Raw genomic sequence first — 25,750 nt, forward strand, 5'->3', positions numbered from 1 at the left:
TTCGATACCATGATCTACTTTTTTGCAGACGAACAGAACACTGTTTTTGCGGTCCAGATAGAGCGAACGCTAACAAAATCAGATACTTCCAAATTAAGCTGGCTTTTTGGCGGCGCGGAACTCCGGGATGAAACCGTCATCACGGAGTTTTTTGTTGGTCCCCGTGCGGCGATGATTACGCCGTGGAGCACCAATGCCGTTGAGATTACCCAGAATATGGACATCCAGGGCATCATACGCATTGAGGAATTTAAAAAAGTGTCAGCCGATTTTACGGATTTCGATCCGATGCTTTCGCAGAAATACAGCGAGCTGAGCCAGGACATCTATACAATCAGCATCCAACCGGAATCTATCCTGGAAGTGGCTGATATTGCTGCTTATAACAAGCAGGAAGGCCTTTCGCTGAGTGATGAGGAGGTTGATTATTTAAATAAATTAGCTGAAAAACTGAACCGCAAATTAACAGATTCAGAAGTTTTTGGTTTTTCTCAGGTCAACTCGGAGCATTGCCGTCACAAGATATTTAACGGAACGTTTGTGATTGACGGTGAGGAGCAGCCGGTTTCCTTGTTCAAGCTGATCCGTAAAACTTCGGAAGAAAATCCGAATTCGATCGTTTCTGCATATAAGGATAATGTTGCGTTTGTGAAGGGGCCGGTTGTGCAGCAATTTGCGCCAAAAAGACCGGATGTTCCTGAATATTACGAGATTAAAGATTTTGAATCCGTTCTTTCATTGAAAGCGGAAACGCATAATTTCCCTACAACCGTTGAGCCATTCAACGGTGCCGCAACGGGTTCTGGTGGAGAAATCCGTGATCGACTTGCAGGCGGACAAGGTTCTTTGCCTCTGGCAGGCACGGCGGTTTATATGACGGCTTTGTCTCGATTAGAGGAAAACCGGCCTTGGGAAAAAGGCGTTGGAGAACGCGAATGGCTTTACCAGACGCCTATGGATATCCTGATCAAGGCTTCTAATGGGGCAACTGATTTTGGAAATAAATTCGGACAGCCGCTGATCGTAGGATCCGTGCTAACATTTGAGCATGAGGAGCTAGGCCGGAAGTTAGGTTATGATAAAGTGATCATGCAGGCAGGTGGCGTTGGTTATGGCATTGCGGATCAGGCCAAAAAATCCAAACCTGAAACCGGCGATCAGATCGTGGTGATGGGTGGTGAGAATTACCGGATCGGCATGGGCGGTGCGGCGGTTTCTTCTGCCGACACGGGCGCGTTTGGTTCCGGCATCGAGCTTAATGCGATCCAGCGTTCCAATCCTGAAATGCAGAAGCGCGTTGCCAATGCTGTTCGTGGGATGGTGGAAAGCGGTAACAATTCAATTGTTTCTATCCACGATCACGGTGCCGGCGGACATTTGAACTGCCTTTCCGAGCTTGTTGAAGAAACAGGCGGGCACATTAACCTGGATAAATTGCCTGTGGGCGATCCGACGCTTTCTGCCAAAGAGATCATTGGTAATGAGTCTCAGGAGCGTATGGGGCTGGTAATCAGTAAGGAAAATCTTGAAACATTGAAACGCATTGCCGACCGTGAACGCGCACCACTTTATCAGGTGGGTGAAGTGACCGGTACGCATCGTTTTACCTTCGAGTCTGAGAAAACCGGTGCGAAGCCGATGGACCTGGAAATGGATGATATGTTTGGCAGTTCGCCTAAAACGGTGATGGCTGACAAAACCATTGAAAGAAATTACGGGCCTGTCACTTACGAAATTGGCAAGCTGCATGAATATTTGGAACAAATGCTGCAACTGGAAGCAGTAGCAAGCAAAGACTGGCTGACGAACAAGGTGGACCGTTGCGTGGGCGGGCATGTGGCCAAGCAGCAGTGCGCGGGACCTTTGCAGTTGCCGTTGAACAATGTCGGCGTTATGGCGCTTGATTTTCAGGGAAAAGATGGAATCGCAACATCAATCGGTCATGCACCGCTTTCGGCACTGATTGATCCTGCTGCGGGAAGTCGTAATGCCATTGCGGAAGCGCTCTCCAACATTGTTTGGGCACCATTGAAAGATAATCTGACGAGCGTTTCGCTGTCTGCAAACTGGATGTGGGCTTGCAAAAACGAAGGCGAGGATGCGCGTTTGTATAAGGCTGTGAAAGCTTGCTCGGAATTTGCGATCAGTCTGGGAATCAACATTCCAACGGGCAAGGATTCGCTTTCGATGAAGCAGAAATACAAAAATGACGAAGTGATTGCGCCGGGAACGGTCATTATCTCAGCGGCCGGACATTGTGATGACATTACTGCTGTGGTTGAGCCGGTTTTGAAAAAGACAGGCGGATCAATTTATTATATCAACCTTTCGGGAGATACATACAAGCTAGGCGGGTCGTCATTTGCTCAGATATTGAATAAAATTGGTGATCAAACGCCTGATATTCAGGACGCAGACAAATTCAAAACTGCATTTAATGCGATCCAGCAATTGATCAAAGAAGGTAAAATCCAGGCTGGTCATGACATCGGCAGCGGCGGCTTGATTACAACATTGCTTGAAATGTGCTTTGCAGACCGTGATCTGGGCGCTTCCATTGATCTTTCAGCACTTGGTGATCAGGATATTATCGAAAAGCTGTTTGCTGAAAATATTGGCATCGTTTTCCAGGCCGACGAGTCTGCCGAATCGTTACTGGAAGCGCAGGGCGTTGATTTCCATAAGATCGGGGCCGTTAATATGGCTTCCACACTGACGGTGAAAGATGCTGCTGGCAAGTGGGATTTTGATATTGAGATTTTGCGTGATCTTTGGTTTAAAACTTCCTATTTATTAGACAGGAAACAAACCAAACCGGAGCTTGCTAAGGAGCGTTTTGATCATTATAAAAATCATTTGCTGCGCTACAAATTCCCTGCTCATTTTGATGGTAAAAAGCCTGTTATCGATGAGTCCAAGCCGAGACCGAAGGCAGCGGTGCTTCGTGAAAAAGGAAGTAATTCGGAAAGAGAATTGGCGAATGCCATGTATCTGGCTGGCTTTGATGTGAAAGATGTGCATATGACGGATCTTATCTCGGGTCGGGAAACTTTGGAAGACATACAGTTCATAGGTGCAGTAGGAGGGTTTTCCAATTCCGATGTTCTGGGTTCTGCGAAAGGTTGGGCCGGGGCATTTCTTTATAATGAGAAAGCCAAAGTCGCGCTTGAAAAATTCTTTGCACGTGAGGATACATTGTCGGTCGGGGTTTGCAACGGCTGCCAGCTTTTTGTTGAGCTTGGGCTGATCAATGAAAGCCACGAGAAAAAACCCAAAATGCTGCACAACGCGAGCGGTAAGCACGAAAGTATTTTTACCTCGCTGACGATTCAGCCTAACAAATCCGTCATGCTTTCCACACTGGCAGGCAGCACATTAGGCGTTTGGGTATCCCACGGTGAAGGCCGGTTTGACTTCCCGTATTTGGAAGATCAATACAAGATTGTTGCCAAATATGCCTATGAAACTTATCCAGCCAATCCTAACGGCTCGGGTTTCAACACTGCGATGCTATGCGACGAAACAGGCCGCCACTTGGTAATGATGCCGCACATCGAAAGATCACTTTTCCAATGGCACTGGGCCAACTATCCGGAAGGAAGGAAAGATGAGGTGAGTCCTTGGTTGGAGGCATTTGTGAACGCCCGGAAGTGGGTTGAGGGCGTTCTCCGGGATTGAAATCCCGGGTTATGGATTTGTTGTGCCTGACGGCACTTTTCTTGGTTGATGTCAGTGCTGTCAGGCACGGTTCATATTTCGGGTCAGGATTTATCCTGGCCTTTGTTTTTTCTCCGGGATTGAAATCCCGGGTTATGGATTTGTTGTGCCTGACGGCACTTTTCTTGGTTGATGTCAGTGCTGTCAGGCACGGTTCATATTTCGGGTCAGGATTTATCCTGGCCTTTGTTTTTTCTCCGGGATTGAAATCCCGGGTTATGGATTGTTGTGCCTGACGGCACTTTTTCTTGGTTGATGTTAGTGCTGTCAGGCACGGATCATATTTCGGGTCAGGATTTATCCTGGCCTTTGTTTTTTCTCCGGGATTGAAATCCGGGTTATGTATTTGTTGTGCCTGACGGCACTTTTTCTTGGTTGATGTTAGTGCTGTCAGGCACGGATCATATTTCGGGTCAGGATTTATCCTGGCCTTTGTTTTATCTCCGGGATTGAAATCCCGGGTTATGTATTTGTTGTGCCTGACGGCACTTTTTCTTGGTTCATGTTAGTGCCGTCAGGCACGGTTCATATTATGGGTCAGGATTTATCCTGGCCTTTGTTTTTCTCCGGGATTGAAATCCCGGGTTATGGATTGTAGTGCCTGACGGCACTTTTCCTGTTGGATGTAAGTGCCGTCAGGCACATTTCATATTTCGGGTCAGGATTTATCCTGGCCTTTGGTAGCACTTTCTTGTCGGATGTAAGTGCCGTCAGGCACATTTCATATTTCGGGTCAGGATTTATCCTGGCCTTTGGTAGCACTTTCTTGTCGGATGTAAGTGCCGTCAGGCACATTTCATATTTCGGGTCAGGATTTATCCTGGCCTTTGGTAGCACTTTTCTTGTTGGATGTAAGTGCCGTCAGGCACATTTCATATCTCGGGTCAGGATTTATCCTTGCCTTTGGTGGCACTTTTCTTGTCGGAAGTTAGTGCCATCAGGTACGGTTCATAAACATGGGTCCAGGATTTATCCTGGCCTTTGCGCAATTTCGAGGCCTTGCCTAAACCTTTCGATATACCAAAGCCTCCTTAGGAAAAGTGATAATGTTCTCTGTGGAATTTGATGCTTAGTTTGCCTGCCAGATATCTAATTTGACACACATGGCAAACACCTACTCTCAGATGTACATTCAAGCTGTATTTGCGGTCAAATACCGCCGGGCAGTTCTTGATAAGGAATGGAGGGCGGAGTTAATGGCCGTCATTGGCAATTTGATCAATGAAACTGGTTGCAAGACAATAATAGTTAACGGCGTTGAAGATCATGTACATTGTTTCTTTGCCTTGAAGCCTTCCATTTCTGTTTCAGAAGTGATGAAGAATGTCAAGGCAAAATCCTCAAAATGGATTAATGATAATCGATTGCTCGCTGGAAGATTCGAGTGGCAGAGAGGTTTCGGGACGTTCTCATACAGTCAGTCACATATCGACAGTGTTACCAAATACATTCAAAATCAAGAACAACACCATAGCAAGGCGACTTTCCGAAACGAGTATATTGAAATGCTAACGAGATACGGAATTGACTACGATGAGCAATATGTCTTTAAAGGATTGATCTAATCTTACTAATTTTCGGGTTCAGCCTCCATCACTTCCTCACATAAACCTCCAATATCTCCTGATCAATGCCCAAGCTGTCAATCTTCTCGATGCCAGTTTGGATGAGCGTATCGCCTTTCAAACGAAGTTTGAAGTGGAAATCGCGGTTTTCCCAGTCGCGGTAGTTGCAGTATTGAAGATGTTCTGAGTATTCTTCACCTTTTAATGTGTAGGTGCCACCGCCGGCGTCGAAAACGGCCGTATCGCCCTTGCCCTGATTGATATCGTGTTTCATGAAAGTGAAATGCGATGCGGTAAACATTTTAATCATTTCCTGGTTCTTGACCGGAAATGTGACAAGCGTGTCGTTCTTGGTGATCACTTTGCTGGAAGAAAGTGCCCATGTGCCAACAATGGAGGGAGAAGTTATGTCAGGATCGTTCTTTTTTTCGCCGCAGGCAGCGCAAATTGTCAGTAAAGCAAGGGTGTAAAATTTTGATTTCATTAAGGTTACAGAAATTAGAGTTGGATTTGGCTTTCAAGTTAATGGATTATTTCTTTAACTTTAAATACACTAAACTCAACATTTTATGAAAGGCTTAAAAAACTACACAATGGTGCTGGCGATCTTGCTTTGCGGCTCCTTCACCATGTTGCATCACGGCTGGGCAGATTACGACCAAACCAAGCCACAGGATTTTGAAACAAAAATTGAAGAATCGATTTACGAAAACCCGCATGTGCTCGCGAAGGTCAAGTACAAGAAGGAAATGTATACCGTATTTCTGGCGCCCACAAGCCGCATGACGGATCGGGGACTTACGGGCGATATGATCAAAAAAGGCACATCTGTGAGGCTTGTCGCTTATCCGCATAAAACAGAAAAAGGTGAAATGCGCGCTGAGAGGATCTTCGTGGATGGTAAGAAATTCGAACTTCGCTGATAGTGCTGGATTTTCTCGACTGGCTGGAAAAAACTTCGTGGGCAGTAGGCATCCGTCAATCATTGTGGCTGTATCCGATATTGGAAATCGTTCATATATTGGGCATAGTGATGTTGGTAGGGCCCGCCTTTATGTTTGATCTGAGGCTGTTAGGCTTTTCAAAAAACATTCCCCTGGTCAGTTTGGCTGAACATTTACTGCCGTGGTCGCGCAGGTCGCTGCTGTTGATAATCCCATCCGGCGCATTGCTGTTCATCACGAACGCCAATGCGCTGGGTGTTGATCCTACTTTTTGGACGAAAATGAGCTTTATTGTCATCGGGGCGATTAATGTGTTCGTTTTTCACCGTTTTGTTTTCAGATCCGGATCAACAAATCCCGACACCTACTTTTCATTTCAAACCAAAATTACTGCCTGTGTTTCTATCGCAGTGTGGATTGCCACCATTGCCTGCGGCCGGTTGCTAGCTTATTAAATAGTCTCTTTGACCAGAACTAATTCAGCATCGCAGCCTTTTCGTCTCGGTGATATAAAACGGAATTTGCATCTTATCAACATTGATTAGAATGTATTCCTGCCGATATTTACGATGTGGCCTACCAATGATGAAACAAAAGACATTCTCTGTTTACACCCTCGCTATAAATTCCGATGAACGTATCATCCGGCTGGTTAAGACGCTCAAAACGCGCCTGAAAACGCACTTAGGCCGTAGTTACGGGAGCGTAAATTCCCTGGCGCATATCACATTGATAGTGTTTGTGGCCAGTGAAGATGATTATCAAATGATTCTTGCTGAATTCAAAAGAGTGCTGGCCGGACTGGCGCCATTGGAAATCGAACTCTCCGGGTTTGGTGATTTTTCTGACCGACCTGAATGCACCTTCTACATAAAGCCAGGCGATGAATCCGTACAGCAAATCGCCCGGTACTGTAAAAGCATGGGAGCGAACTTTAACAAGCTTTTGAGGCAAAGATGTACAGATCGTTGGGATACGATAGGCCGGAAAAAGCCGCATATGACCATTGCACGTGAACTCACCCTCGGAGAAATAAAAGCCTCTTACGAATTCTTCTCCGGGACATTTACCGAGCAGTTTACATGTAACTCGTTCGTAATGCGCAAATACAACGAAGAAAAACGGCAATACGAAATTGTTGACACCATCCCCCTGCTCGGCCACGAATATATGGTGGGGCAGCAGATGCGGTTGTTTTGACATAAAAATTTATAATTAATACAGACTACATGGAGCAATACTCCCTAGCCATCATGCCAAGCGCGGCGATTTCGTTTGATGTTGCTGAGATGAAGCAGCAGTTGAAAAGTGCTTTTGGTAAAAGTTATGGCAGTGTCAATGCGGAGGCGCATATTTCTTTGGATGGATTTGAGGCCGAGGAAAACGATTATCCGTATATCCTGGCCGAATATCGCCGTATCGTTGCTGAGTTGGACCCTTTCGAAATCCACTTTTCAGGATTCGATGATTTTGATAAGGCTAATTATTCTGCGTTTTACATCAAGCCAACAATTGATTCTTCCAATGCGATCAGGCAGCGTAGCGAGGCTGTGATGAAAGCATTTGATAAAAAGCTTAAAAAGCGATACACCCTGAAATGGGCCGATGAGTCGAAAAATCCGCATATGTCGGTTGGTCGCAGGCTTACGAGGGAGTGGATTGAGCTGGCATATGCCACGTTGCCGACGTATGAAGCAAGTTTCTGGTGCGACTCGTTTGTTATTCGGAAATTTAATGAAAAACGTCGCCAGTATGATGTGGTGGATGTGCTTCCTTTAATGGGATCTCCTGAACCACTTGCGCAGCTGGATCTTTTTCAACCTCGATTTACAACATAAAAATGCCGCTAATTATCCAATCAATGTGCATAATGGGTATATTAGTCGCTGTTGACATAATGGATGTTGAATAAATTCTTTTGCTGGGATGTTTCAGAAGGCTGTGAGCTGGCTACTTATTATATGTTTTGCCGCATTTTTTCAGGGTGCATTTGGCCAGTCCGTTCCGGTTCCCGGGAAGCCGTGGCTTTCAGAATACAATGTATATAAGGAGTACAAAGGTGTATATGTTGTCAAGAAGATAACCATTCCCTGCCGGGCTTATGAGACATTTCTGGTTGACAACAATGGCAAAAGGCTGACGCCCGCTTACAGGGATATCGGTGAGTTTTCGGGCGATCTGGCGGAGTTTGTGCCAATGGAACTGGATGAGGAAAAGCTTGGCCGTCACGGTTTTATCAATAGGAGAGGCGAGGTGGTGATCCAGCCTGTTTATGTTTCAACAGATAAATTTTACGAAGGAAAAACCTGGGTAATTTATCGCGCCGGAAAGCAATACGGTCTTTCCTATATCGATTCGACGGGAAAGGAAATTTACAAAGTCCCCATCCAGTATTTCAGAAAAGACTTTTTAATCTCCACCGCTAAGGTGGATATGATTTGCAACCAGGACACGCGGGAGGACATTCTCTGGTGGAAAGGCCGCAACTATTTCATCCTGAACTGGAATTTCAGTCCATTCATTGAGAAGGAGGTGAAGAGCTCGAAGTACATCTATCATTTTCTATATGAAGGGAAATACGGGATTATTGATAACAAAATGATCTTGCGTGTGCCCGTTTCGCTGGACGACATTGATCCGGAATATAAGTTTTCGGGACAGGGGATGGAGCGGGTAAAGTATGGGGATAAGTTTGGTTATATCAATGTCTTCACCGGTGAACTTATCACCGATTTTTTATACACGGACACACGCAAGCCGACTTCCGGGCTATTTTGGGTTAAGAAAAATAACAAATGGGGTTGTATCGACAAAACGGGCAAAACGCGCATTCCATTCCTATACGAGGAGGCCACAGGCTTTACCAGCGAAGACCGCTCGGCCGTAGCGATCAACGGAAAATTTGGTCATATTGACAAGAAGGGAAAAATCCGGACGCCGCTCAAATACGATTTCGCATCCTACTTTAACCGCGGCATTTCCATGGTCCGCATCAATGATAAATACGGTTATATCGATATCAATGATCGCTACATTATCGAGCCTATTTACGACGAAGCACTTCCATTTGATAAAGAAACAACCGTAGTGGAACGCCTTTGGCTGCGCTTCGAACTCTCCATGAAAGGCGAAGAAAAATTCATAGGCTTCTCCTACAAGCTCAATGCCATCTTCATCCTCATCGGCCTGGTGCTGTTTGTTTACATTAACAGCTTCATTTTCAAACGCGTGCAGCAAGCAAGGCTAAGGAAAAAGAAATAATAACCATACCGTAAGATTAAAATGTTTTGTTAACCCACTTTCAACCAGCCTGTAATGCTCATCCTGGGCCTGTTTGTTAAGAGTACTTCGTGTTCCAGTTCGCTGCTTTTGAAGAAGACACTTTTGCCGTTTGTTGGGATAATATCTTGTTTATGATCGGTGTTGTGAATGCGGAGCTGGCCGCCGTCGGCCGAAGTCCAGTTGGTGTTCAGATACATGATCATTGAATACTGGCGGCTGGGGTTATTCCGGAACTGGTCAAGATGCTTTTTATAAAAACTTCCCGACGGATAAAACGCATAATGAAATTCGTATCCAGTGATGCCTGTGTAGCATGTGCGGTTCAAATGTTCCACAAAGCGGTCTATCAAATCAAAAAAATCGTTTTCATACGGATCATTATGTTTGCGGTCCAGCCAGTAAATGCTATCGCTGCGGTATAATGTGTTGTGAACGACTTCGGTGTCGTTACCGGTTCCGGCGGAGAGAAGCTGGTTGGTTTCCAGCAGCGACGTGAGATTGGATTTGAGATTGGACGCGAGTGAAGTGCTCAGAAAGTCCGTGGCTATGCCTACTTTATTGTCGATGTAGCTGTCGATCAGTTCATTAAAGATGGTTTGCAAACGATGTTGATAACCGATCCGGTGATTTCCGGGTCTGGTGAAGATAGCATTTTTCGCTTACATTATCGCCTAAGGTCAGTTCCCATAAAACACCTGACAATTTTCGCAGAAGTAGCTTCGTCGTTTCGTTTTGCCAAGATATTCTTTGTGAAATGGAATGAGACAGCGGGGACATGTTTTCCTGGTGTGTGCAAGCCAGTGTTTTTTTAAGGTAAATTCTTTTTTCCAATGCAGAAAATCGAAACTGTAATGGCTGGTTTCCCTGACCAATTCTTCGAGTTTTGCTTTTGGCAGCGGGCCAATGGTGCTGAGCGGGTGCACTTGAATGCGGAACAGCACCTCGTTTTTGATAATGTTGCCGCTTCCTGAGAAAATGTTCTGGTCTAAAAGTGCGTCGCAAGCCAGCATTTTCGGCTTGTCTTGCAATTTTTTGATTGCTTTCTCGGGACTCCATTGATCCGACATAATATCGCTGCTCCAATCATAGATCGAATCGGCGGGCTGTTCCAGGATTGCCACGGAGCAGGCGTAGAAATTCAGTTCGGCGTCGTCGAAAACAAGCGTGAGACGTGGTGGTGTTTTCTTGCGCTCGTTGATGAGATAGGAACCAAACAGCATGAAATGGATTCGTAAGGTAAAGTCCTCGAAGCACACCAGGAAATGCTTGCCCCACGATCGGAAAGCGAGCACTTTCTGGTCGGTTAGCCGGTCCTTGTCAATTTTGGAATTGCCTTCTGCAAGTCTGATAACCTTACTTTCCAGATGCAGCGCATCGATTGCTTCCCGTAAAATAACAATGGACGGTCCCTCGGGCATGGTATGGTTGGTTGATGAATAACTGGCTTGGCCTTCTCAAAAATTAATGCCAGTAGTAATGCTGTTTGCAGGCACACTTATTGAGTAAGTCGACATGCACCTTTACTTTTAACCAAAACCAACAAATAGCAATGGGAAAAGGCAAAGATCTTTTTGGATATTATAACGATTTGGCCAAGACGAAAGGTCCGCAAAGCGAGGAGAGCACTTATGCAGGCGTGTTGTTCCAGGCGCTTCTGATGGTAGGAGAGCGTCGCGTTTTCGAACTCCTGGAAGAAGCCGATGCAACTGGCAAAAAATTACAATTGCAAGCCTCCGCAGTTCCGGCGGGAAAAGACGATTGTCCCGACTGCATTGTGCTGGTTGACAAGGACTGAGCCAATTGGGTTAGGTCCTTGCGCTGCGTATAACTTGGCACGGTTGCTATTAAAGCGGGCCGCTGGTATGATTTTTAGTTTGAAAAAAGGGTTTTAATGTTCCTGCACAGCTAGAATTCATATGACCAAAAGTAAATTCTTTTCAACACTCGTTATAATATTGCTGCTTTCACTCCGGATTGCAGCGCAAGACACCACAAAAAAGACTACACGCACAGTTGCTATTCCCGATACGCTTTTATTTAGAATTGAAAAAGCACAGGCGGTCATTACCCAAATTAATGGCGCTAATAAAAAAGGTTACGACAGCGGTTTAATCAAAGAAGAACTGGTAGGCGTTAAGCGTAATGTCGACCAGATCCAGGCAGCAGTAAGCGCCGAAAATGCCATTCCAAGCAGTAAAGATTTGCAGAATTACAAACTGATGCTCACCGATGTGCAGCAGCGCACAGGTCAGTGGCGCAAGACGCTGAGCAAGCATAATAATGACTTACAACTGCTCTCCGAACAAGTTATTGAATTTAGCCGCGATTCACTGCTGGACATCAAAGCTGGTGACAGCACCCAAAAGAAGCTTTACTCCGGGCAAATCGCCGATTTGAAACTGAAATTGCAGGATGCAGGCAAAACTACGACTGCAAATCTGGACACAGTGAGCAGCCTTCTGGCCGAGGTCTCTGAGGTTTTCTTTCGTGCAAACGATCTGGAAACTACTATTAATGATTATATTAAAGAGTCCGGACGAAACCTGCTTGGGAAGGAGTCGAGTTACATTTGGAAAGCGCCGCCGGGAAATATGAACCGGAGCGCGAATGACATCATTAAGGTTTCATATACAGGCCAAAATAAGATCCTGCGCTATTTTTTGCAGTCGACCTGGGATAATCGCGTGCTTCTATTTTTGTTTTGTATAGGATTTTTTGTCTGGATTTTCGTCAATTTCCGGCTGGCTGCCTCTGCTGCGATCAGCAGGGAAATCGGGCAGCTCGATTTTAAATACATCAATCCGAAGCCAGTTCTTGCCACGTTTATCATCCTTTTCAATATTACGCCCCTGTTTGAGCCGCGGTCGCCATCGATTTATATTGAGCTGAACCAGTTTTTGCTGCTGATAACGATGAGCATTTTCTTTATGAAGAGGCTTTCCGGCAAACAGTTGGTATGGTGGTTTTCGGTGCTTATTATTTATGTGCTAACCATCATCAGCAACATTATTGTAGGCGAATCCCTCTTATCACGCCTGGCACTAATGTTACTGAATGTTGGCTCTATTGCCTTCGGAGTCTGGTTTTTCAGAAAGTTGCGGGAGGTGAAAATGGAGGAAAAATTCATCAAGCCGGTCTTGATCATCTACATTGTTTTAAACATTCTGGCAGTAATCCTCAATGCGCTGGGACGCATATCACTCGCGAAAACGTTCAACATTACAGCCATCAGCGGGCTTATTCAGGTGTTAAGCCTCGGCATTTTTGTACACATTGTTTTGGAAGCCCTGGACTTGCATATGAAGGTGAGCGTAGCTTCAAAGAGGCTTTTTTCGCGTGTTAATATTGAGAAGAGCCGCGTTACTTTCACTAAGCTGATGTCGTTCGTTTCCGTTCTTCTATGGATCCTGGTTTTCTGCATCAACCTCAGTATCATTGAACCCATATTTGGTTTTCTGCTGGATATCCTTGAAAAAGAGCGCACGTTTGGTTCGGTGACATTTACCCTGGAAAATGTGGTGTTCTTTTCGGTAATCATCTGGCTGGCTAATAAGTTGCAAAAACACATCGATCTGCTGTTTTCGGGGCCGGATGTTAATTTTACGGCAGATTCTGTCCATAAGGGCTCCAAACTGGCGCTCGTCCGGCTGGTTATCATTGTGGTTGGTTTCCTGGTTGCCATTACCGTTTCCGGGGTTCCGCTCAGCAAAATTACCGTGTTGTTAGGAGCATTGGGTGTGGGTATTGGGCTGGGTATGCAGAACATTGTCAACAACTTCGTGTCCGGGATTATCCTGATTTTTGAAAAACCCTTTACGATCGGCGACTACATTGAACTGGCCGACAAAAAAGGGAAAGTGCTTGATATCGGGATCCGGTCGAGCCGGATGCTTACGCCTCAGGGTTCAAAAGTGATTATTCCAAATGGCGATCTGCTTTCAGGCAGGCTGGTCAATTATACAACCAGCAACGCGCGTTTGAAAGCGGAAATTACTTTTAAAATCAGCACGGATGCAGATCTGGAACAAGTAAAAAAAATAATCAACGACATTGTCGACAAGGCCGAGGGCGTCGTTAAAAAAGCGCCCCGGCAAGTGTTGTTCAATGCCATTACAGGTGACAGCATTGAGCTGAAAATCCTGGTTTGGCTGAATAGCGTTTACTCAGAAACCACTTACAAAAGCTATGTTTTAGAGCAGATCTTAATCCGCTTTAAGGCGAATGACATCAAGGTGATGTAATAACGTATTTCAAAAGGCACATTAATCCGCATTTTCAGGTTGATGTGCCTTTTTTATTATTTTATATAAAAATTACGGGACAACATTTTGCTGTTTAATCGTTTAAACATACATTTGACGGCATTAACCTGCCACAAATGAAGAAAATATCCCTTAAAGACATAGCTCAAAAAGCGGGCGTATCTACTGCCCTGGTTTCCTATGTCCTTAACGGCAAAGAGAAGGAAACCAGAGTAGGTGAAGCGATTGCTAAAAAAGTGAGAGAGATTGCTAAAGAGCTCAATTACCAGCCTAATCATCTCGCCAAAAGCCTCAGAAGTGGCAAAACCCACACCATAGGGCTAATTATCGCCGATATTTCCAATCCATTTTTTGCCAACATTGCCAGGGTCGTCGAAGACGAAGCCAAGCGGAATGGTTATACCGTGATCATTGGCAGCTGTGATGAAAATGCAGAGAAGTCCTGGGACTTGCTCAATGTCCTCATTAACAGGCAGGTCGACGGTTTTATCATCGTTTCCTGCGAAGGTTCGGAAAACCAGATCCGGTATCTTAAAGAACGCAACCTTCCGTTTGTGCTGCTGGACAGGCACTTTCCTGACATTGAGACAGATTTTGTCGCGACCAACAATTACAAAGCTTCCTATGATGCGGGAATCCATTTGATAGAGTCGGGTTACGAACGCATTGGCTTAATTGCTTATCAATCAGAGATGTATCATATGGTCGAAAGGATCAGGGGATACAAACATGCGCTGAATGATAATAATATTGCTTTCGATGCTAACTGGTTAAAGGAGGTTACATTCGAAAACATGGAGCAGGAAGTTAAAACTGCTATTGACGCGTATCTGGCGGCGGATTATAAAATAGAAGCACTGATTTTTGCAACTTATGGCCTGGCGATCAACGGATTAAAGTATATCAATGAGCTGCGCCTGAAAGTGCCATCGGATCTGGCAATCGTTAGTTTTGGCCAGGCAGAGGTTTTTGATCTTTATTATTGCCCAATTACTTACCTGCGTCAGCCATTGGAATTATTGGGCAAAACATCCGTAGAATATCTCTTGAAAAAAATGAAGAATCCCGAAGAAGGAATGAAGCAAACTTTGATGGAAGCCAAGCTGATTGCAAGAGATTCCTCCATGGCCAAATCCACATGGATGGCTGAATAGTTAAAAAAAACGCAAGTTATGAATGATCGTATATTTTCCTGGGAATTGTTTAACAAAGCGCCTTTGGTGGGCATTATCCGCAATATTTCACCCGATGATGTCCAGAAGATCCTTCCTATTTATAAGGAGGCCGGACTGACGACCATTGAAATTACCATGAACACACCCGGTGCCGCCGATATGATCAGGTTGGCTCTGGAAACGGAAGGTGAAGGGCTGAATATTGGTGCAGGGACCGTGTGTACAAAAGATGATCTGGAAATGGCGTTGGAAGCTGGCGCGCAGTTTATTGTAACGCCGATCATCAATAAAAAAGTAATCAAATCGTGCGTAAAAAAGAAGGTGCCTGTTTTCCCAGGTGCATTCACGCCGACAGAGATTTACAACGCCTGGACATTAGGCGCGACGATGGTGAAAATCTATCCTGCAACTTCACTTGGCCCTGAATATATCAAGGATCTCAAAGCGCCGATGAACCAGCTGAAACTGCTGCCGACCGGTGGCGTAAGTCTCGAAAATATGAGCGCTTTCCTGAAAGCCGGTGCCAATGGTCTGGGGGTAGGAGGGCAGTTGTTTGATAAAAAACTGATTCAGGAACAAGACTGGGAAGGCCTGAAAGCACATTTCCGTCAATTCCACAGCAAACTCGCTTTGTAATTCAATGTAAAAGGCCGCTTGCAAATTTGCAAGCGGCCTTTTACATTCATGCATTGCATGTCAATTATTTCAGGCCACGGCCCGTTTTGTGCTGCAACTCATCGATTCTTTTGGACGCTTCTGCTTTGCTTAATGTTTCATCAAATTCTTCACCAGCTTCATCGGAAAGCGTTTTGAGATAGGATTGTTGCGCACCCGTCATCGGTTCGTCGCCGGTTGTCCACTCGTTAGGATCTTTTACAGTATTGGATCCTTTTATCTGGTCATTTTCGTCAGACCCGTTTTTATTTATATCAGCCATGATTATATCGGTTTTTTAAGCTGATATAAAAAAACTGAGCCAGGCATTTAAGTTAAGCGCAGAATAGCTTTTGATGATGGAGATTCGAATTGTAGATTTGGGGTATGGAAAACATTCTGATTACAGGCGGCACAGGAAATCTTGGTAAAACAGTTGTAGAAACATTAGCAGAAAGTGGCTATCACTTGCATCTCGCAGTCAGAAAAGATGTCGGGGATAGCGCTGAAAATGTGTCGTTTTATCCAACAGATTTAGCTGATAGTAAGCAGGCTGATGCATTTGTGCACAACATTTTAGATACAAATGCAAAGATAAAAGCAGGGGTTTTCCTTGCTGGCGGTTTCCAGCCCGGCAATCTTGCTGAAACTTCCATGGAAGACATTACGAAGATGGTGAACCTCAATTTCGCGACTGCATTTAATGTTGCCCATCAGCTCATCGCCCATTTCAAAACAGTCGGTGGCGGCAAGCTTATTTTTGTCGGGTCGAAAGCGGCCATGGATTTCAAAAACGCAGGCAGCAATTTCGCCTACTCATTATCCAAACAGCTGCTCTACAACTTCTCGGATCTCATCAATCAAAGTGAAGCAAATGCCGGGATCGCTTCGCACATACTTCTCCCTGTAACCATTGACACAGTAACAAACCGCGAAGCCATGCCCAACGCGGATTTTTCCCAATGGACAGATCCGGCCGCTATTGCTCTCACTATCCAGAACATTCTATCAGGAAAAGAGTCAAATGCAGAGATACAATTCTGATTTTAGGGATCAGTATCCGGCTCGCAATGCTGAACCGTTGGTGCTGATTGTAAACCGCTTATGTAAAGTGAGTTAGCTGGGAAAGTAGTTTGAGGGGTTGTTTGTTTTGTTTTATAGATGCAGAAACAAAAGAAACAGCACCAGCTAAAACACTTTCCAGACTATGCAAAACCGCCCTCTATCCCGGGATTTCTATTCCTTCGCTATCTTTTTCGTAACAAGTTACCTTGTTGCCAGCCTGATCCAGGCCGTTATAAGCTTATTACTCGGCAGCAGGTTTATAACTTTTCAATCGTTTCATTCGTGGCTTGCCGTATTGCAGTCTGTTTTTGCTATCTCATCTTTTGCGCTGCTTAAATATTACTGGTCTAAGGGTTACAAAGTTGTGTTTGCCACAGCGTTGGTAAGCACTTTGGTCTTATTCGCGCAGATGACCATGATTTATTTTTTGCTCATGCACCGCGATCTGAAATCGTTTTACATGAATTTGACCGTTGCAGGACTGGTTTTGAACGTGCTTTACGGAACAAGTTTGGTATTTTCCAATGCAGGGCAACGACCATGGTTAAAACGGGGCGGCTGGCTGGCTATTCTGACGGGGATCCCTTTGTGTGTGATTGCTTTGTGGTCCATAAAATCCCAGGACATTGAATTCCGATTGTTGCTGGACAAGACTTACAGGGTTATCGCTTTTTTCGGCATCTTGGTTCCGGTTACATTTTTGCTGGATTTATTAATGGAGAGCAAAAGCTTGAACAACGAGCGCGAAAGAAAGCCGGTGATTTTAAGGGAAGCTCTGAAAGTAGCGGCGATCATTAGCATTTTGTTCTTTGGAATGAGTTTCGTCGGTGAAAGTTATCGTTCCGGGACGGGCCGGGCTTATGTCCCGTCAATGCAAGTGTTGAAACAAACGGCAGAATTCGGGCCGAGACATTATGTTGACCATAAGGGTGATACATTGCGCTATCGACTGGTCCCGCCGGTTGCCTATGACTCAACAAAAAAATATCCACTTGTTGTGTGTCTGCACCACGGAGGAGCGCATGGCAAAGACAATGTACGCCAGCTCTCCGCTGATCCCGCACCATTTCTGCTAAGCGACTCGATCAGATGGAAATACCCGGCTTTTATTCTCATACCACATTGTCCCGAAGGCGCAGGTTTTGGCGGCATTTCAGAATTTCCTGACATTGATACACTTGTTTTTGAGACCATCACAACATTAGAAAAAGAATACTCCATTGATACAACCCGGCGCTATGTAATGGGTATTTCGGGAGGCGGTTATGGCTCGTGGCATTTCATCAGCACGCGTCCCGACATGTTTGCAGCGGCCATTCCAATTTGCGGGGCCGGTAACCCGGAATTAGCAAACCGCCTGACGAAAAAGCCGATCTGGGCGTTTCATGGCGCCAAAGACCCCCTTGTTTCGGTTGATGCCACACGGGATATGATCCATGCGATTGAAAAAGCAGGGGGCAAACCCAAATACACGGAATTCGCAAATTCAGGGCATGATATCTGGCGTTACGTACAGGCCGAACCAGGGTTGATGACCTGGCTGTTCGCACAAAAACAATAGGCTTACTAATGGCGGCAAGGTCGCTGAGAAAATCAGCGACCTTCGTATATGCTGCATTTATGTCAATGACCCTGTTGCGGGTAATTGATCATCCAGTTGATCCCGAATTTGTCCCGGAAACTACCGAAGTAATCGCCCCAGAAAGTATCTTCCAGAGCCATTTCAATTTCACCGCCCTCAGAAAGTCCCGCAAAAAGACGGTCTGCTTCCTCACGGCCATCGGTAAAAACGGAGATATAGGCATAGTTACCTAACTCTAATTTATGTCCCATTGAAGGAACTATGTCGGAGGCCATTAGCACATCGTCTTTGCCAATAGGAAGCGAAATGTGCATGATATGGCCTCTTTCATTTTCAGGAAGCTGCTCGGCTCCGGGCATGTCCGACATGCGTTGAATCATCAGAAATTCACCTCCGAAAACCGATTTGTAAAAGTTGAATGCCTCCTCGGCTTTGCCGTCGAAGTTAAGATAGGTGTTTAGTTTTGGCATGACGAAAAAATTGAAGGTTGATAGAAATTCGTATTAACAAAACAAAATTAGTGCGTTGCCAGAAACTGCATCGTCCGTAATAAGGACAATCGCAGGGGGAGGTTGGGACAATTGTGGAAGAAAGCTTATATTAGAGTAACCAAGCCTTTTAGCTATGACTTATAAAACCTCCTGGGATACGCTCGCCAAAATCGTTACCGCCGCTGTGACTGCTTTGTATATTGGAATTTTCTTGCAGGTCTTCCTGGGCGATGGCGAGATTTCGCAAGGCTCGACCTACGTGATCGGCGTCATACTTATACTTAGTTACGGCCTGGCTTTTGCATTCCGGCCGGTGGATTACAGGGTCACACCCAACGAGCTAATCATCCGGAGATCATTCGATAAAGTGGTGATAGAGCGCAGCAACATTGCGAAAGTGGAAGCGCTGGATAGCGACAGGTTGCGATGGAGCCTTCGTACGTTCGGCGTGGGCGGGCTTTTTGGCTATTTCGGCAAATATTATCATCATAAAATCGGAAATATGACCTGGTATGCAACCAGAAGAAACAATGCTGTTCTGATCAAGACAGTGAAAGGAAAAAATATCATTATTACCCCAGACCAGGTCGATGCTTTTGTGGACGAATTCCAGATAGCAGGTAACGTATTGTCTTAGACGGTAATGATTAATATATTTGTTCTTCAAGTATTGAAAGAATATGGGAGAAGGACAGACAGTTCACCTCGCCGATGATGACGAGGATGATAGAATGCTGATTAAGGACGCTTTACAGGAAGCCAATCCCAATCTGACGGTGATCGAAGCGGAAAACGGCAAGGAATTAATTGAGAATGTTAAGGAGTCCGGCGACCTCTCTGAAACCGTTGTGCTCCTGGATATGAATATGCCCAAAATGAATGGTATTGAGGCAATTCAGGAAATAAGGGCAGAGCCGGGACTGAGCGAGCTGCCCGCCGTAATGATGTCCACTTCCAGCAATCCCGAGCTCAAAAAGAAAGCGCTCGCCGCAGGAGCAAATGATTTTATCGTAAAGCCCAACACATTCAAAGCATTACTGGATGTGGCAAAAAGCATCCTGTCCCGATTTCTGGGGAAAAAATAACTTATACTTAGCGCAACTTATTCGAATTCACCTTGGAACTCTTCACTCTTCTATTTAACTTTGTTATGCAAAGTACTTTTTATTTTTAATCCAAATGACTAGCGGCATGAAATGGTTTGTGAAAGAAGATTCTGTTGTACGTGAGATTTGGGGAAATGCAGATACGATCCTATTTATTTTCGCCGGGGCTTCGGCTGAGTTCGCAGTTAACAAATCCGTGGACTGGCTTTATTTCACAGGAAAACTTCCGGCCGATCCGCTGGCGCGGCTGTTTTCGACGGTTACTTACTCCCGCCGGATTGTGTTTTCCGAATATCACGCAGCATTGCAAGCGATTGACCAAATCACGGCCATTCACCAAAAAGTTGAAAAGGAGCGGGGCGCACAGATCCCGGATTGGGCCTACCGCGATGTGCTCTTCATGCTCATCGACTATTCAATACGCTCATTCGAACTTTTAGAAAGAAAGCTGACACAGGTTGAAAAGGCTGAGGTTTTTGAAGTCTTTTACCAGGTCGGTTCGAGAATGGGTATCGGCGGCTTGCCGACCGATTATGAAGCATGGCTCATCATGAGAAATCAGCAGCTGGATGAAAACTTTGTCAAAAGCGCATTTTCCATTGATTTATATAAACAATACAAAAAACATCTTGGTCTGCCGCGTTATGTCATGCTCAAAGAAGTGCAGGTCCGGCTTGTACCGCAGCACATAAATCAACTGCTTTCCCTGGGAAGCTGGTCAATCCTGAAAATGGTCCTTCCGGCCTACAAAATTGCCCGCAGTTTTCGCCTGCACCAGTTTGTCAAAGATTTGATCCTGCCCGCAAAGTATAAAATGGAAATAGCAGGACTGGACGCCCGCTGAGATAGAAATCACTTATAATAAATCGTTAGCCGCAACATTACACAGGGTTAGCCGCAGCATTAAGCAAGTTCAAGTTCTTGATCGCTTCTCCCATGGTGTTGTTGAAATAGGCATAAACCGTCTTCCCTTCCGCTATCCAATCCTGAACCTGCTCGCCCGATTCGTATAAAAAATCATCTTCATAAGTGCCCCGGTAGTTGCCCTGCGGGCCGTGAAAGCGCAGATACTTAAAAGTCGAGTCCGATTCTGGAATGCCTGGTGCTGAGCCGGGTTTGTCATGCATGACGATTTCACAACCAAATTGTTCTATCAGCTCAAAAAGCGCATCGTCATACCATGACTCATGCCGAAACTCCAAGGCAAGATTCCAATGTTTGTCAGGATCGGCAGCAGCAATCGCAATCAGCAGACTTTCTAATTGCGGCAGCATGATCGCCTTCAGGCTGGGAGGGAACTGCACCAGCAGCGCACCTTTTTTGTCACCAATGTTATCGATCACCTCAACAAATCTTCTTACATCATCCGGGTCAAAAACAAGCCCCTTGTTGTGCGAAATCTCACGCCATAGTTTGAAGGTAAATTTGAAGTCATCCGGCACCTGCAACGCCCAATTCCTGACTGTTGAAGCCAGCGGAACCTTATAGAATGAACTATTGATTTCAATGCTGTTAAACATGGAGGCATAGTAAGTAAGGCGGCTCTTATCTTTGAATTCTTCCGGATAAAACTGCTTGTTAGGCACCGGCAGCATTAAGCCGCTGGTGCCTGCGTAAAATGGGAAATTGGGCATATCTGTCATAAAGCCGGATTTGAAACCGCCGCTTTTAGCATTTGTTTAACATAATGATGAATGCTGATCTCCCCACGCATCGGCGAGTCGCTTACCTCATATTTTTCTTCCAGCGTAACGTCCGTCATGGCGGCCATCGACTCTGCTGCCTTCTGAGAAAAACCTGAATTTTTAAGGAATGGGATCCATTCGGTGCGGGGGATAACCTCTACTTCGACTGGTTTAGCCAATGCATGCGCAAATGCGTCGGCGACGTCTGCCGGCGTATATTCATCCGGTCCCTCGATGTAATATAATCCAGTGCGTTCAACCGGCTCTGTGAGCAGCTCGGCAGCGAATTTGCCAATCTCTTCCGGTGCAACCATTGGCAAGGCAAAATCCGCCGGATATAGGGAGTATATTTTGCCTTCCGATTCGGCTGTTTGCAAGAATCCGTCCCAGTTGCTCATATAGTAAGCCGCCCGGACAATGCTAAATGGAATGTGCGTTCCAGATAGCTTTTGTTCCATTTCATAAAGCACACCCAAATCCCCGACGCCTTCGCCATCATGCGCTCCGTATGTCGATAGGCCGACAATTTTTTGCAGCCCGGAGCCTTCCAGGGCAGCTATAATGCTCGCCAGGCTTCTCCTTTCCTCTTCAATGGTGTCTGTATCGGGTAGGGCAGGTGGATTAAGTAAGAAAAGTCGGGTTCCGGTGCGGAAAACCCGCCGTAGCGATTCTACATCATGCACATCCGCAACGGCAACAACTGCCCCTTTCTGTCTGAATTTTTCTGCTTTCTCAGCATCGCGCGTGACCACCGTGACTGCCTCTCCGCGGCCTAACAAAGTTTCTGCAACCGCCGAACCTACATGTCCGGTCGCTCCTAATATGATGTACATGGCTAAATTGGTTTGTTGAAGCAAAACCTGCTACCAATTTTATACCAAACGTCTAGAAATTCATTCCCGCATTAAGCTGTATTGTTCTCGTCTTCAAGTTATCAAAACCGGGAGATTCATAAAAAACGACTTTGGTTGCATACGTGCCGAAGCCCTCCTGGATCCGCACCGAAATGGGAATAGTCACTTTCCAAAGGTCCACTTCCAACCCCGCACCTGCTGTGAGGGCAATGGCGTCTTTGCTGGTTATTGACTGCATATCCTGATCGGTTTCCCGACCGGAGCATCCTGCAATGCCGCAGCCATAGCCATTAGTTTTCAGGGTAAGGGATTGACGCAGTCGAAGGGTAGGGCCGATCTCCGCAAATGGCCGGACCTTGCCGGATGAAAAGGTGTACCTGAGTAACAGCGGCAGATGCACGGCGCTCCATTGCCACGTGGTTTCAGTATAAAGCTGGGTATGCTTCCCTTCCTCCTTAAAGTGCCTGAATGTGTTGAATCCCGGTTGGAAATGAATTGCAAACCCTTCCGGTTCCTTGGATAATGCGTAACGAAGATCAATCCCTGCCGTAAATCCGGTTATTTTATCCAGGTTACTGCTGGTGTATATTTTTCCAAAAAGCTGCGGCCCGCCGTAAATTCCCACACCAACCCGCTTGAATTGCTGTGCCTTGGCAGAAAAGCTTAAAAGGATAATTGAAAAAACGATTGACGAGATCTTTTTCATAATGTCAGGAATTGTTTGGGTTTTACCATGACAGTAAAGGTGCCAAGAAAGTTGGAAAAGTTAGTGCGCTATTCCCTTTCACATAGGAATGCCGGGACCTAGAAGATCGATATCAATTTATAGGACAAAATGTCGATATTTAATAAAAATTGATTGATCTGAAATTTAAAAAACAAAATTGACATGAAAAACAAATTCATCTTAAAGGGTTTTGTAATGTTTACCTGCATGCTGATTGCCTTTGCAGGCCATGCGCAGGACAAACCGAAAGCAAGTCCGGCCAAAACGGCCACCGGAAAAGCGGGCGGCGCCAACATTGCCATCAGCTATTCTGCGCCTTCGGCGAAAGGCCGGAAAGTGTTTGGAGAACTCGTTCCGTTCGACAAAGTATGGCGTGCCGGTGCAAATGAGGCCACGATATTTGAGACCGACAAAGACATTATGATTGAAGGCCAGAAACTCCCGGCCGGTAAATACAGCCTTTACGCGCTTCCGGGAGACAGTGAATGGTCCTTTATTTTCAACTCACAAACCGGCCAATGGGGCATCAAACGCGGCGGCGAAACATCCAAAGACGCTTCCAAAGACGTCCTGACCGTAAAGGCCAAGCCGGCCAAAAGCGCTTCCATGGCTGAAACATTAGCCTACGAAGTAACCCCAACCGGCTTCCTCCTCCGCTGGGAAAACACCGAAGTACCAGTAACGATCAAGTAATCCTACTGAATAATGAAATCCCCGCAAACCGCAAGTTTGCGGGGATTTTTGGTTTAAAAGCATTATTTCACAGGGTACAAACGCGATCACGACAATGCTGGGTTGCAAAACTTTGTGTATTTTAGAGCTATGAAAACAAAGTCAAAAGATTCGGCGGCACAAGCTATAAGCGTTGGTGATCCATATCTTACAAAGCGGTTGTTGGTCAGTAGAGCACAAAGTGCGGGCAGGGCGGCGGCAAAGGAAGCGATGGAGCTGATGGGTTATGTTGTGACCGTCAAAGATGGCTGGGTCGGGAAACTATATCCGGATGGTTCCTTTCAAAAAATGAAGCAACTGGACGGCTAGCTTTAACACGGAATAATATCATACACACTTGGAACACACTATATCTAATCAATCGCAGCTAAGGCTTCGCGTTTTTGCAGGTCCTAACGGTTCAGGAAAGAGCACTGTAATTAAGTCGATCGGAACAACCTTGATCAACGGCAAACCGCTCTATTTAGGCATTAATGTTAATGCAGACGATATCGCGGTTGCGATAAAAAACGGTCAATTCGATTTTTCCACTTACGAAATTGAATGTTCAAAGGAAGAGATTCTTCTTTTCGCCGCTACATCCGGTTTGCTGACAGCCAGCTTCAACGAAGACCAGATTGCAAAGTCATTTCATATAGAAACTAACAGACTGTACTTGCTCGCGGCTCAGTATGCAGAGCGTCTGGCGCAGATTATAGCCAGATTGTTAAGGGAAAAACTATTATGGGCAAGAAAACGGTTTTCGTTCGAAACAGTCTTTTCGCACGAATCCAACTTGGATATAATGCGGGCGGCAGCCGAACAAGGCTATAAGGTCTACTTATATTTCGTTTCAACTGAAGATCCGGAAATCAACAAATACCGGGTGGCCCTGCGGGTGAGAAAGAACGGCCACAATGTCCCTTCTGACCGGATCGAGAGCCGATATTACAGATCCCTTCAATTGGTGAAACAAGCCTCCGAACTAGCCTATCAGGCGTTTTTCTTCGACAATTCCATTGATAATGAACCCTACAAGCTCGTGGGACATTTCAAGCGCGTCGGCGCAGAAAAAATTTGGTATTCCACCAATATAAATGATACATCCAACTGGTTCCGGAAATATTGCATTTAACCTAATCGTACGAGCGTAAATGCGCGTGGATCAGATAGTGCTATCCCTGAGGGAAGTGGGGAAAATGGGGGGCAGATAGATGCTTGTGGTGGGTTGATTCGGATGGCATGAGATTTGGACTGATGTTTAATGAGGCCCGGTTGGTGCCGGGACTGCAAAGACAAATCGTCAACGGATTTGTAAATCATTAAACATTTTTAAATTATGAAAAAATTATTATTGGCTGCCGCACTGCTTATCTCAGTACAGTCAGCATTTGCCCAAAAATTTAGCATTGGACCAAAAGCCGGTCTGAACATCAGCAACTATACTGGCGGTGACATTGAATCGGATGCATTGGTAGGATATCACCTCGGTGGGATTATTAACTATGGTTTCGGCAAAGTATTTTCATTGCAGCCAGAGGTTTTATTCTCTACACAAGGAGCAAAAGTTGACAACGCGGGAAATAAATCTGACTTTAAAATTAGCTATGTTACCGTGCCTGTAATGTTTAAATTTAAGACAAACGGCGGGTTTTATGTGGAATTTGGCCCACAAGCGGGTTTCAGGACATCTACCGACATTCCGGATCAGACGATCAATAACTTCGCTAAAAACCTTGATTTGGCAGCAGCGGGTGGCATTGGGTATCATTCACCGATCGGACTTGGTGTAGGCGTTCGTTATATTGCAGGACTTTCCAAGGTTGGTAATTTCTCCGGCCAGAACATTGATCCTGACTTTAAGAACAGCGTAATCCAGGCCAGCATCTTCTGGGCTATTCCGTTGGTGAAATAAGGCATCTTACCTTCT

29 protein-coding genes are annotated in these 25,750 nt (G+C 45.5%); 20 read left to right on the forward strand and 9 right to left on the reverse strand.

Features of this window, described 5'->3' with window-relative positions; all coding sequences use genetic code 11:
* Positions 1-9: 9 nt before the first annotated feature.
* The gene (gene purL / locus NFI80_RS02050) at positions 10-3,678 is read left to right on the forward strand and encodes a phosphoribosylformylglycinamidine synthase (protein ID WP_235164553.1); all 3,669 of its coding nucleotides are present in this window, start codon (positions 10-12) and stop codon (positions 3,676-3,678) included.
* A 624-nt stretch (positions 3,679-4,302) separates the two neighbouring features.
* Here purL and NFI80_RS02055 read toward each other — a convergent pair.
* Positions 4,303-4,554 carry a hypothetical protein gene (locus tag NFI80_RS02055; protein ID WP_252172092.1) on the reverse strand — a complete coding sequence of 84 codons (252 nt, stop codon included), beginning with the start codon at positions 4,552-4,554 and terminating at the stop codon, positions 4,303-4,305.
* A gap of 266 nt (positions 4,555-4,820) precedes the next feature.
* Here NFI80_RS02055 and tnpA point away from each other — a divergent pair, with 266 nt between their 5' ends.
* The gene (gene tnpA, locus NFI80_RS02060; protein ID WP_235165094.1) at positions 4,821-5,282 is read left to right on the forward strand and encodes an IS200/IS605 family transposase; all 462 of its coding nucleotides are present in this window, start codon (positions 4,821-4,823) and stop codon (positions 5,280-5,282) included.
* A 28-nt stretch (positions 5,283-5,310) separates the two neighbouring features.
* On the opposite strand, the gene NFI80_RS02065 is transcribed toward tnpA, so the two are convergent.
* Positions 5,311-5,766: a hypothetical protein gene (locus NFI80_RS02065; protein ID WP_235165093.1), complete on the reverse strand. Its 456-nt coding sequence runs from the start codon at positions 5,764-5,766 to the stop codon at positions 5,311-5,313.
* Between the two features lie 85 nt (positions 5,767-5,851).
* Between NFI80_RS02065 and NFI80_RS02070 the strand changes: the two genes are divergently transcribed.
* From NFI80_RS02070 to NFI80_RS02090, 5 genes are all read left to right on the forward strand, one after another.
* Complete coding sequence (locus tag NFI80_RS02070) at positions 5,852-6,205, forward strand: DUF6152 family protein (protein ID WP_235165092.1); 354 nt, start codon at positions 5,852-5,854, stop codon at positions 6,203-6,205.
* Between the two features lie 2 nt (positions 6,206-6,207).
* Positions 6,208-6,681: a DUF6644 family protein gene (locus NFI80_RS02075; RefSeq protein ID WP_235165091.1), complete on the forward strand. Its 474-nt coding sequence runs from the start codon at positions 6,208-6,210 to the stop codon at positions 6,679-6,681.
* A gap of 127 nt (positions 6,682-6,808) precedes the next feature.
* Complete coding sequence (locus tag NFI80_RS02080; protein ID WP_235165090.1) at positions 6,809-7,426, forward strand: 2'-5' RNA ligase family protein; 618 nt, start codon at positions 6,809-6,811, stop codon at positions 7,424-7,426.
* Positions 7,427-7,455: 29 nt separating this feature from the next.
* Entirely contained in the window at positions 7,456-8,064 is a 609-nt protein-coding gene (locus NFI80_RS02085; RefSeq protein WP_235165089.1) for a 2'-5' RNA ligase family protein, read from the forward strand.
* Positions 8,065-8,152: 88 nt separating this feature from the next.
* A complete protein-coding gene (locus NFI80_RS02090) occupies positions 8,153-9,487 on the forward strand; it encodes a WG repeat-containing protein (protein ID WP_235165088.1) in 1,335 nt (444 codons plus the stop codon).
* A 29-nt stretch (positions 9,488-9,516) separates the two neighbouring features.
* Here the strand turns inward: NFI80_RS02090 and NFI80_RS02095 are convergent, their stop codons facing one another.
* Both NFI80_RS02095 and NFI80_RS02100 read right to left on the reverse strand, forming a co-directional pair.
* Entirely contained in the window at positions 9,517-10,110 is a 594-nt protein-coding gene (locus NFI80_RS02095) for a 2OG-Fe(II) oxygenase (protein ID WP_235159944.1), read from the reverse strand.
* A 75-nt stretch (positions 10,111-10,185) separates the two neighbouring features.
* Positions 10,186-10,926: a DNA-formamidopyrimidine glycosylase family protein gene (locus tag NFI80_RS02100; protein ID WP_235165087.1), complete on the reverse strand. Its 741-nt coding sequence runs from the start codon at positions 10,924-10,926 to the stop codon at positions 10,186-10,188.
* 131 nt (positions 10,927-11,057) lie between these two features.
* On the opposite strand from NFI80_RS02100, the gene NFI80_RS02105 reads away from it, so the two are divergent.
* The 4 genes from NFI80_RS02105 (at position 11,058) to NFI80_RS02120 (ending at position 15,581) form a co-directional block, all read left to right on the forward strand.
* Complete coding sequence (locus NFI80_RS02105; protein ID WP_233796464.1) at positions 11,058-11,303, forward strand: hypothetical protein; 246 nt, start codon at positions 11,058-11,060, stop codon at positions 11,301-11,303.
* A gap of 121 nt (positions 11,304-11,424) precedes the next feature.
* Positions 11,425-13,749 (forward strand): mechanosensitive ion channel family protein, encoded by a 2,325-nt coding sequence (locus NFI80_RS02110; protein ID WP_235165086.1) that lies wholly within the window; start codon positions 11,425-11,427, stop codon positions 13,747-13,749.
* A 137-nt stretch (positions 13,750-13,886) separates the two neighbouring features.
* The gene (locus tag NFI80_RS02115) at positions 13,887-14,924 is read left to right on the forward strand and encodes a LacI family DNA-binding transcriptional regulator (protein ID WP_233796462.1); all 1,038 of its coding nucleotides are present in this window, start codon (positions 13,887-13,889) and stop codon (positions 14,922-14,924) included.
* A gap of 18 nt (positions 14,925-14,942) precedes the next feature.
* On the forward strand, positions 14,943-15,581 hold the full coding sequence (locus tag NFI80_RS02120; protein ID WP_235165085.1) for a bifunctional 4-hydroxy-2-oxoglutarate aldolase/2-dehydro-3-deoxy-phosphogluconate aldolase: 639 nt from the start codon (positions 14,943-14,945) through the stop codon (positions 15,579-15,581).
* A 64-nt stretch (positions 15,582-15,645) separates the two neighbouring features.
* Here the strand turns inward: NFI80_RS02120 and NFI80_RS02125 are convergent, their stop codons facing one another.
* Entirely contained in the window at positions 15,646-15,882 is a 237-nt protein-coding gene (locus tag NFI80_RS02125) for a DUF3072 domain-containing protein (RefSeq protein WP_233796460.1), read from the reverse strand.
* A gap of 104 nt (positions 15,883-15,986) precedes the next feature.
* Here NFI80_RS02125 and NFI80_RS02130 point away from each other — a divergent pair, with 104 nt between their 5' ends.
* Together NFI80_RS02130 and NFI80_RS02135 are read left to right on the forward strand one after the other, a co-directional pair.
* Positions 15,987-16,643 (forward strand): SDR family NAD(P)-dependent oxidoreductase, encoded by a 657-nt coding sequence (locus tag NFI80_RS02130; RefSeq protein WP_235165084.1) that lies wholly within the window; start codon positions 15,987-15,989, stop codon positions 16,641-16,643.
* A gap of 163 nt (positions 16,644-16,806) precedes the next feature.
* Complete coding sequence (locus NFI80_RS02135; protein ID WP_235165083.1) at positions 16,807-18,225, forward strand: carboxylesterase family protein; 1,419 nt, start codon at positions 16,807-16,809, stop codon at positions 18,223-18,225.
* A 62-nt stretch (positions 18,226-18,287) separates the two neighbouring features.
* Here the strand turns inward: NFI80_RS02135 and NFI80_RS02140 are convergent, their stop codons facing one another.
* Positions 18,288-18,716 carry a VOC family protein gene (locus NFI80_RS02140; protein WP_235165082.1) on the reverse strand — a complete coding sequence of 143 codons (429 nt, stop codon included), beginning with the start codon at positions 18,714-18,716 and terminating at the stop codon, positions 18,288-18,290.
* 154 nt (positions 18,717-18,870) lie between these two features.
* Between NFI80_RS02140 and NFI80_RS02145 the strand changes: the two genes are divergently transcribed.
* The 3 genes from NFI80_RS02145 to NFI80_RS02155 all read left to right on the forward strand — a co-directional run bounded on the left by NFI80_RS02145 (position 18,871) and on the right by NFI80_RS02155 (position 20,687).
* The gene (locus tag NFI80_RS02145) at positions 18,871-19,374 is read left to right on the forward strand and encodes a PH domain-containing protein (protein WP_233796456.1); all 504 of its coding nucleotides are present in this window, start codon (positions 18,871-18,873) and stop codon (positions 19,372-19,374) included.
* 43 nt (positions 19,375-19,417) lie between these two features.
* Positions 19,418-19,822 carry a response regulator gene (locus NFI80_RS02150; protein WP_233796455.1) on the forward strand — a complete coding sequence of 135 codons (405 nt, stop codon included), beginning with the start codon at positions 19,418-19,420 and terminating at the stop codon, positions 19,820-19,822.
* 106 nt (positions 19,823-19,928) lie between these two features.
* Entirely contained in the window at positions 19,929-20,687 is a 759-nt protein-coding gene (locus tag NFI80_RS02155) for an oxygenase MpaB family protein (RefSeq protein ID WP_235165081.1), read from the forward strand.
* Between the two features lie 37 nt (positions 20,688-20,724).
* On the opposite strand, the gene NFI80_RS02160 is transcribed toward NFI80_RS02155, so the two are convergent.
* Genes NFI80_RS02160 through NFI80_RS02170 form a run of 3 tightly spaced genes read right to left on the reverse strand, consistent with a single transcriptional unit; the run spans position 20,725 to position 23,088 of the window.
* Entirely contained in the window at positions 20,725-21,486 is a 762-nt protein-coding gene (locus tag NFI80_RS02160; protein WP_235165080.1) for a DUF72 domain-containing protein, read from the reverse strand.
* On the reverse strand, positions 21,483-22,361 hold the full coding sequence (locus NFI80_RS02165) for an NmrA family NAD(P)-binding protein (protein ID WP_235165079.1): 879 nt from the start codon (positions 22,359-22,361) through the stop codon (positions 21,483-21,485). The genes NFI80_RS02160 and NFI80_RS02165 overlap by 4 nt, the downstream gene beginning before the upstream one ends.
* A 52-nt stretch (positions 22,362-22,413) precedes the next feature.
* Positions 22,414-23,088, reverse strand: a complete 675-nt coding sequence (locus NFI80_RS02170; protein WP_235165078.1) for an outer membrane beta-barrel protein — start codon at positions 23,086-23,088, stop codon at positions 22,414-22,416.
* A 183-nt stretch (positions 23,089-23,271) separates the two neighbouring features.
* Here NFI80_RS02170 and NFI80_RS02175 point away from each other — a divergent pair, with 183 nt between their 5' ends.
* The 4 genes from NFI80_RS02175 (at position 23,272) to NFI80_RS02190 (ending at position 25,735) form a co-directional block, all read left to right on the forward strand.
* Complete coding sequence (locus tag NFI80_RS02175) at positions 23,272-23,802, forward strand: DUF2911 domain-containing protein (RefSeq protein ID WP_235165077.1); 531 nt, start codon at positions 23,272-23,274, stop codon at positions 23,800-23,802.
* 129 nt (positions 23,803-23,931) lie between these two features.
* On the forward strand, positions 23,932-24,150 hold the full coding sequence (locus NFI80_RS02180; RefSeq protein WP_233796451.1) for a hypothetical protein: 219 nt from the start codon (positions 23,932-23,934) through the stop codon (positions 24,148-24,150).
* A gap of 28 nt (positions 24,151-24,178) precedes the next feature.
* A complete protein-coding gene (locus NFI80_RS02185; protein WP_235165076.1) occupies positions 24,179-24,955 on the forward strand; it encodes an ATPase in 777 nt (258 codons plus the stop codon).
* Positions 24,956-25,159: 204 nt separating this feature from the next.
* The gene (locus NFI80_RS02190) at positions 25,160-25,735 is read left to right on the forward strand and encodes a porin family protein (protein WP_235159957.1); all 576 of its coding nucleotides are present in this window, start codon (positions 25,160-25,162) and stop codon (positions 25,733-25,735) included.
* The last annotated feature ends 15 nt before the right edge of the window (positions 25,736-25,750 follow it).

The organism is Dyadobacter chenhuakuii (assembly GCF_023821985.2).
Classification (GTDB): domain Bacteria; phylum Bacteroidota; class Bacteroidia; order Cytophagales; family Spirosomataceae; genus Dyadobacter; species Dyadobacter chenhuakuii.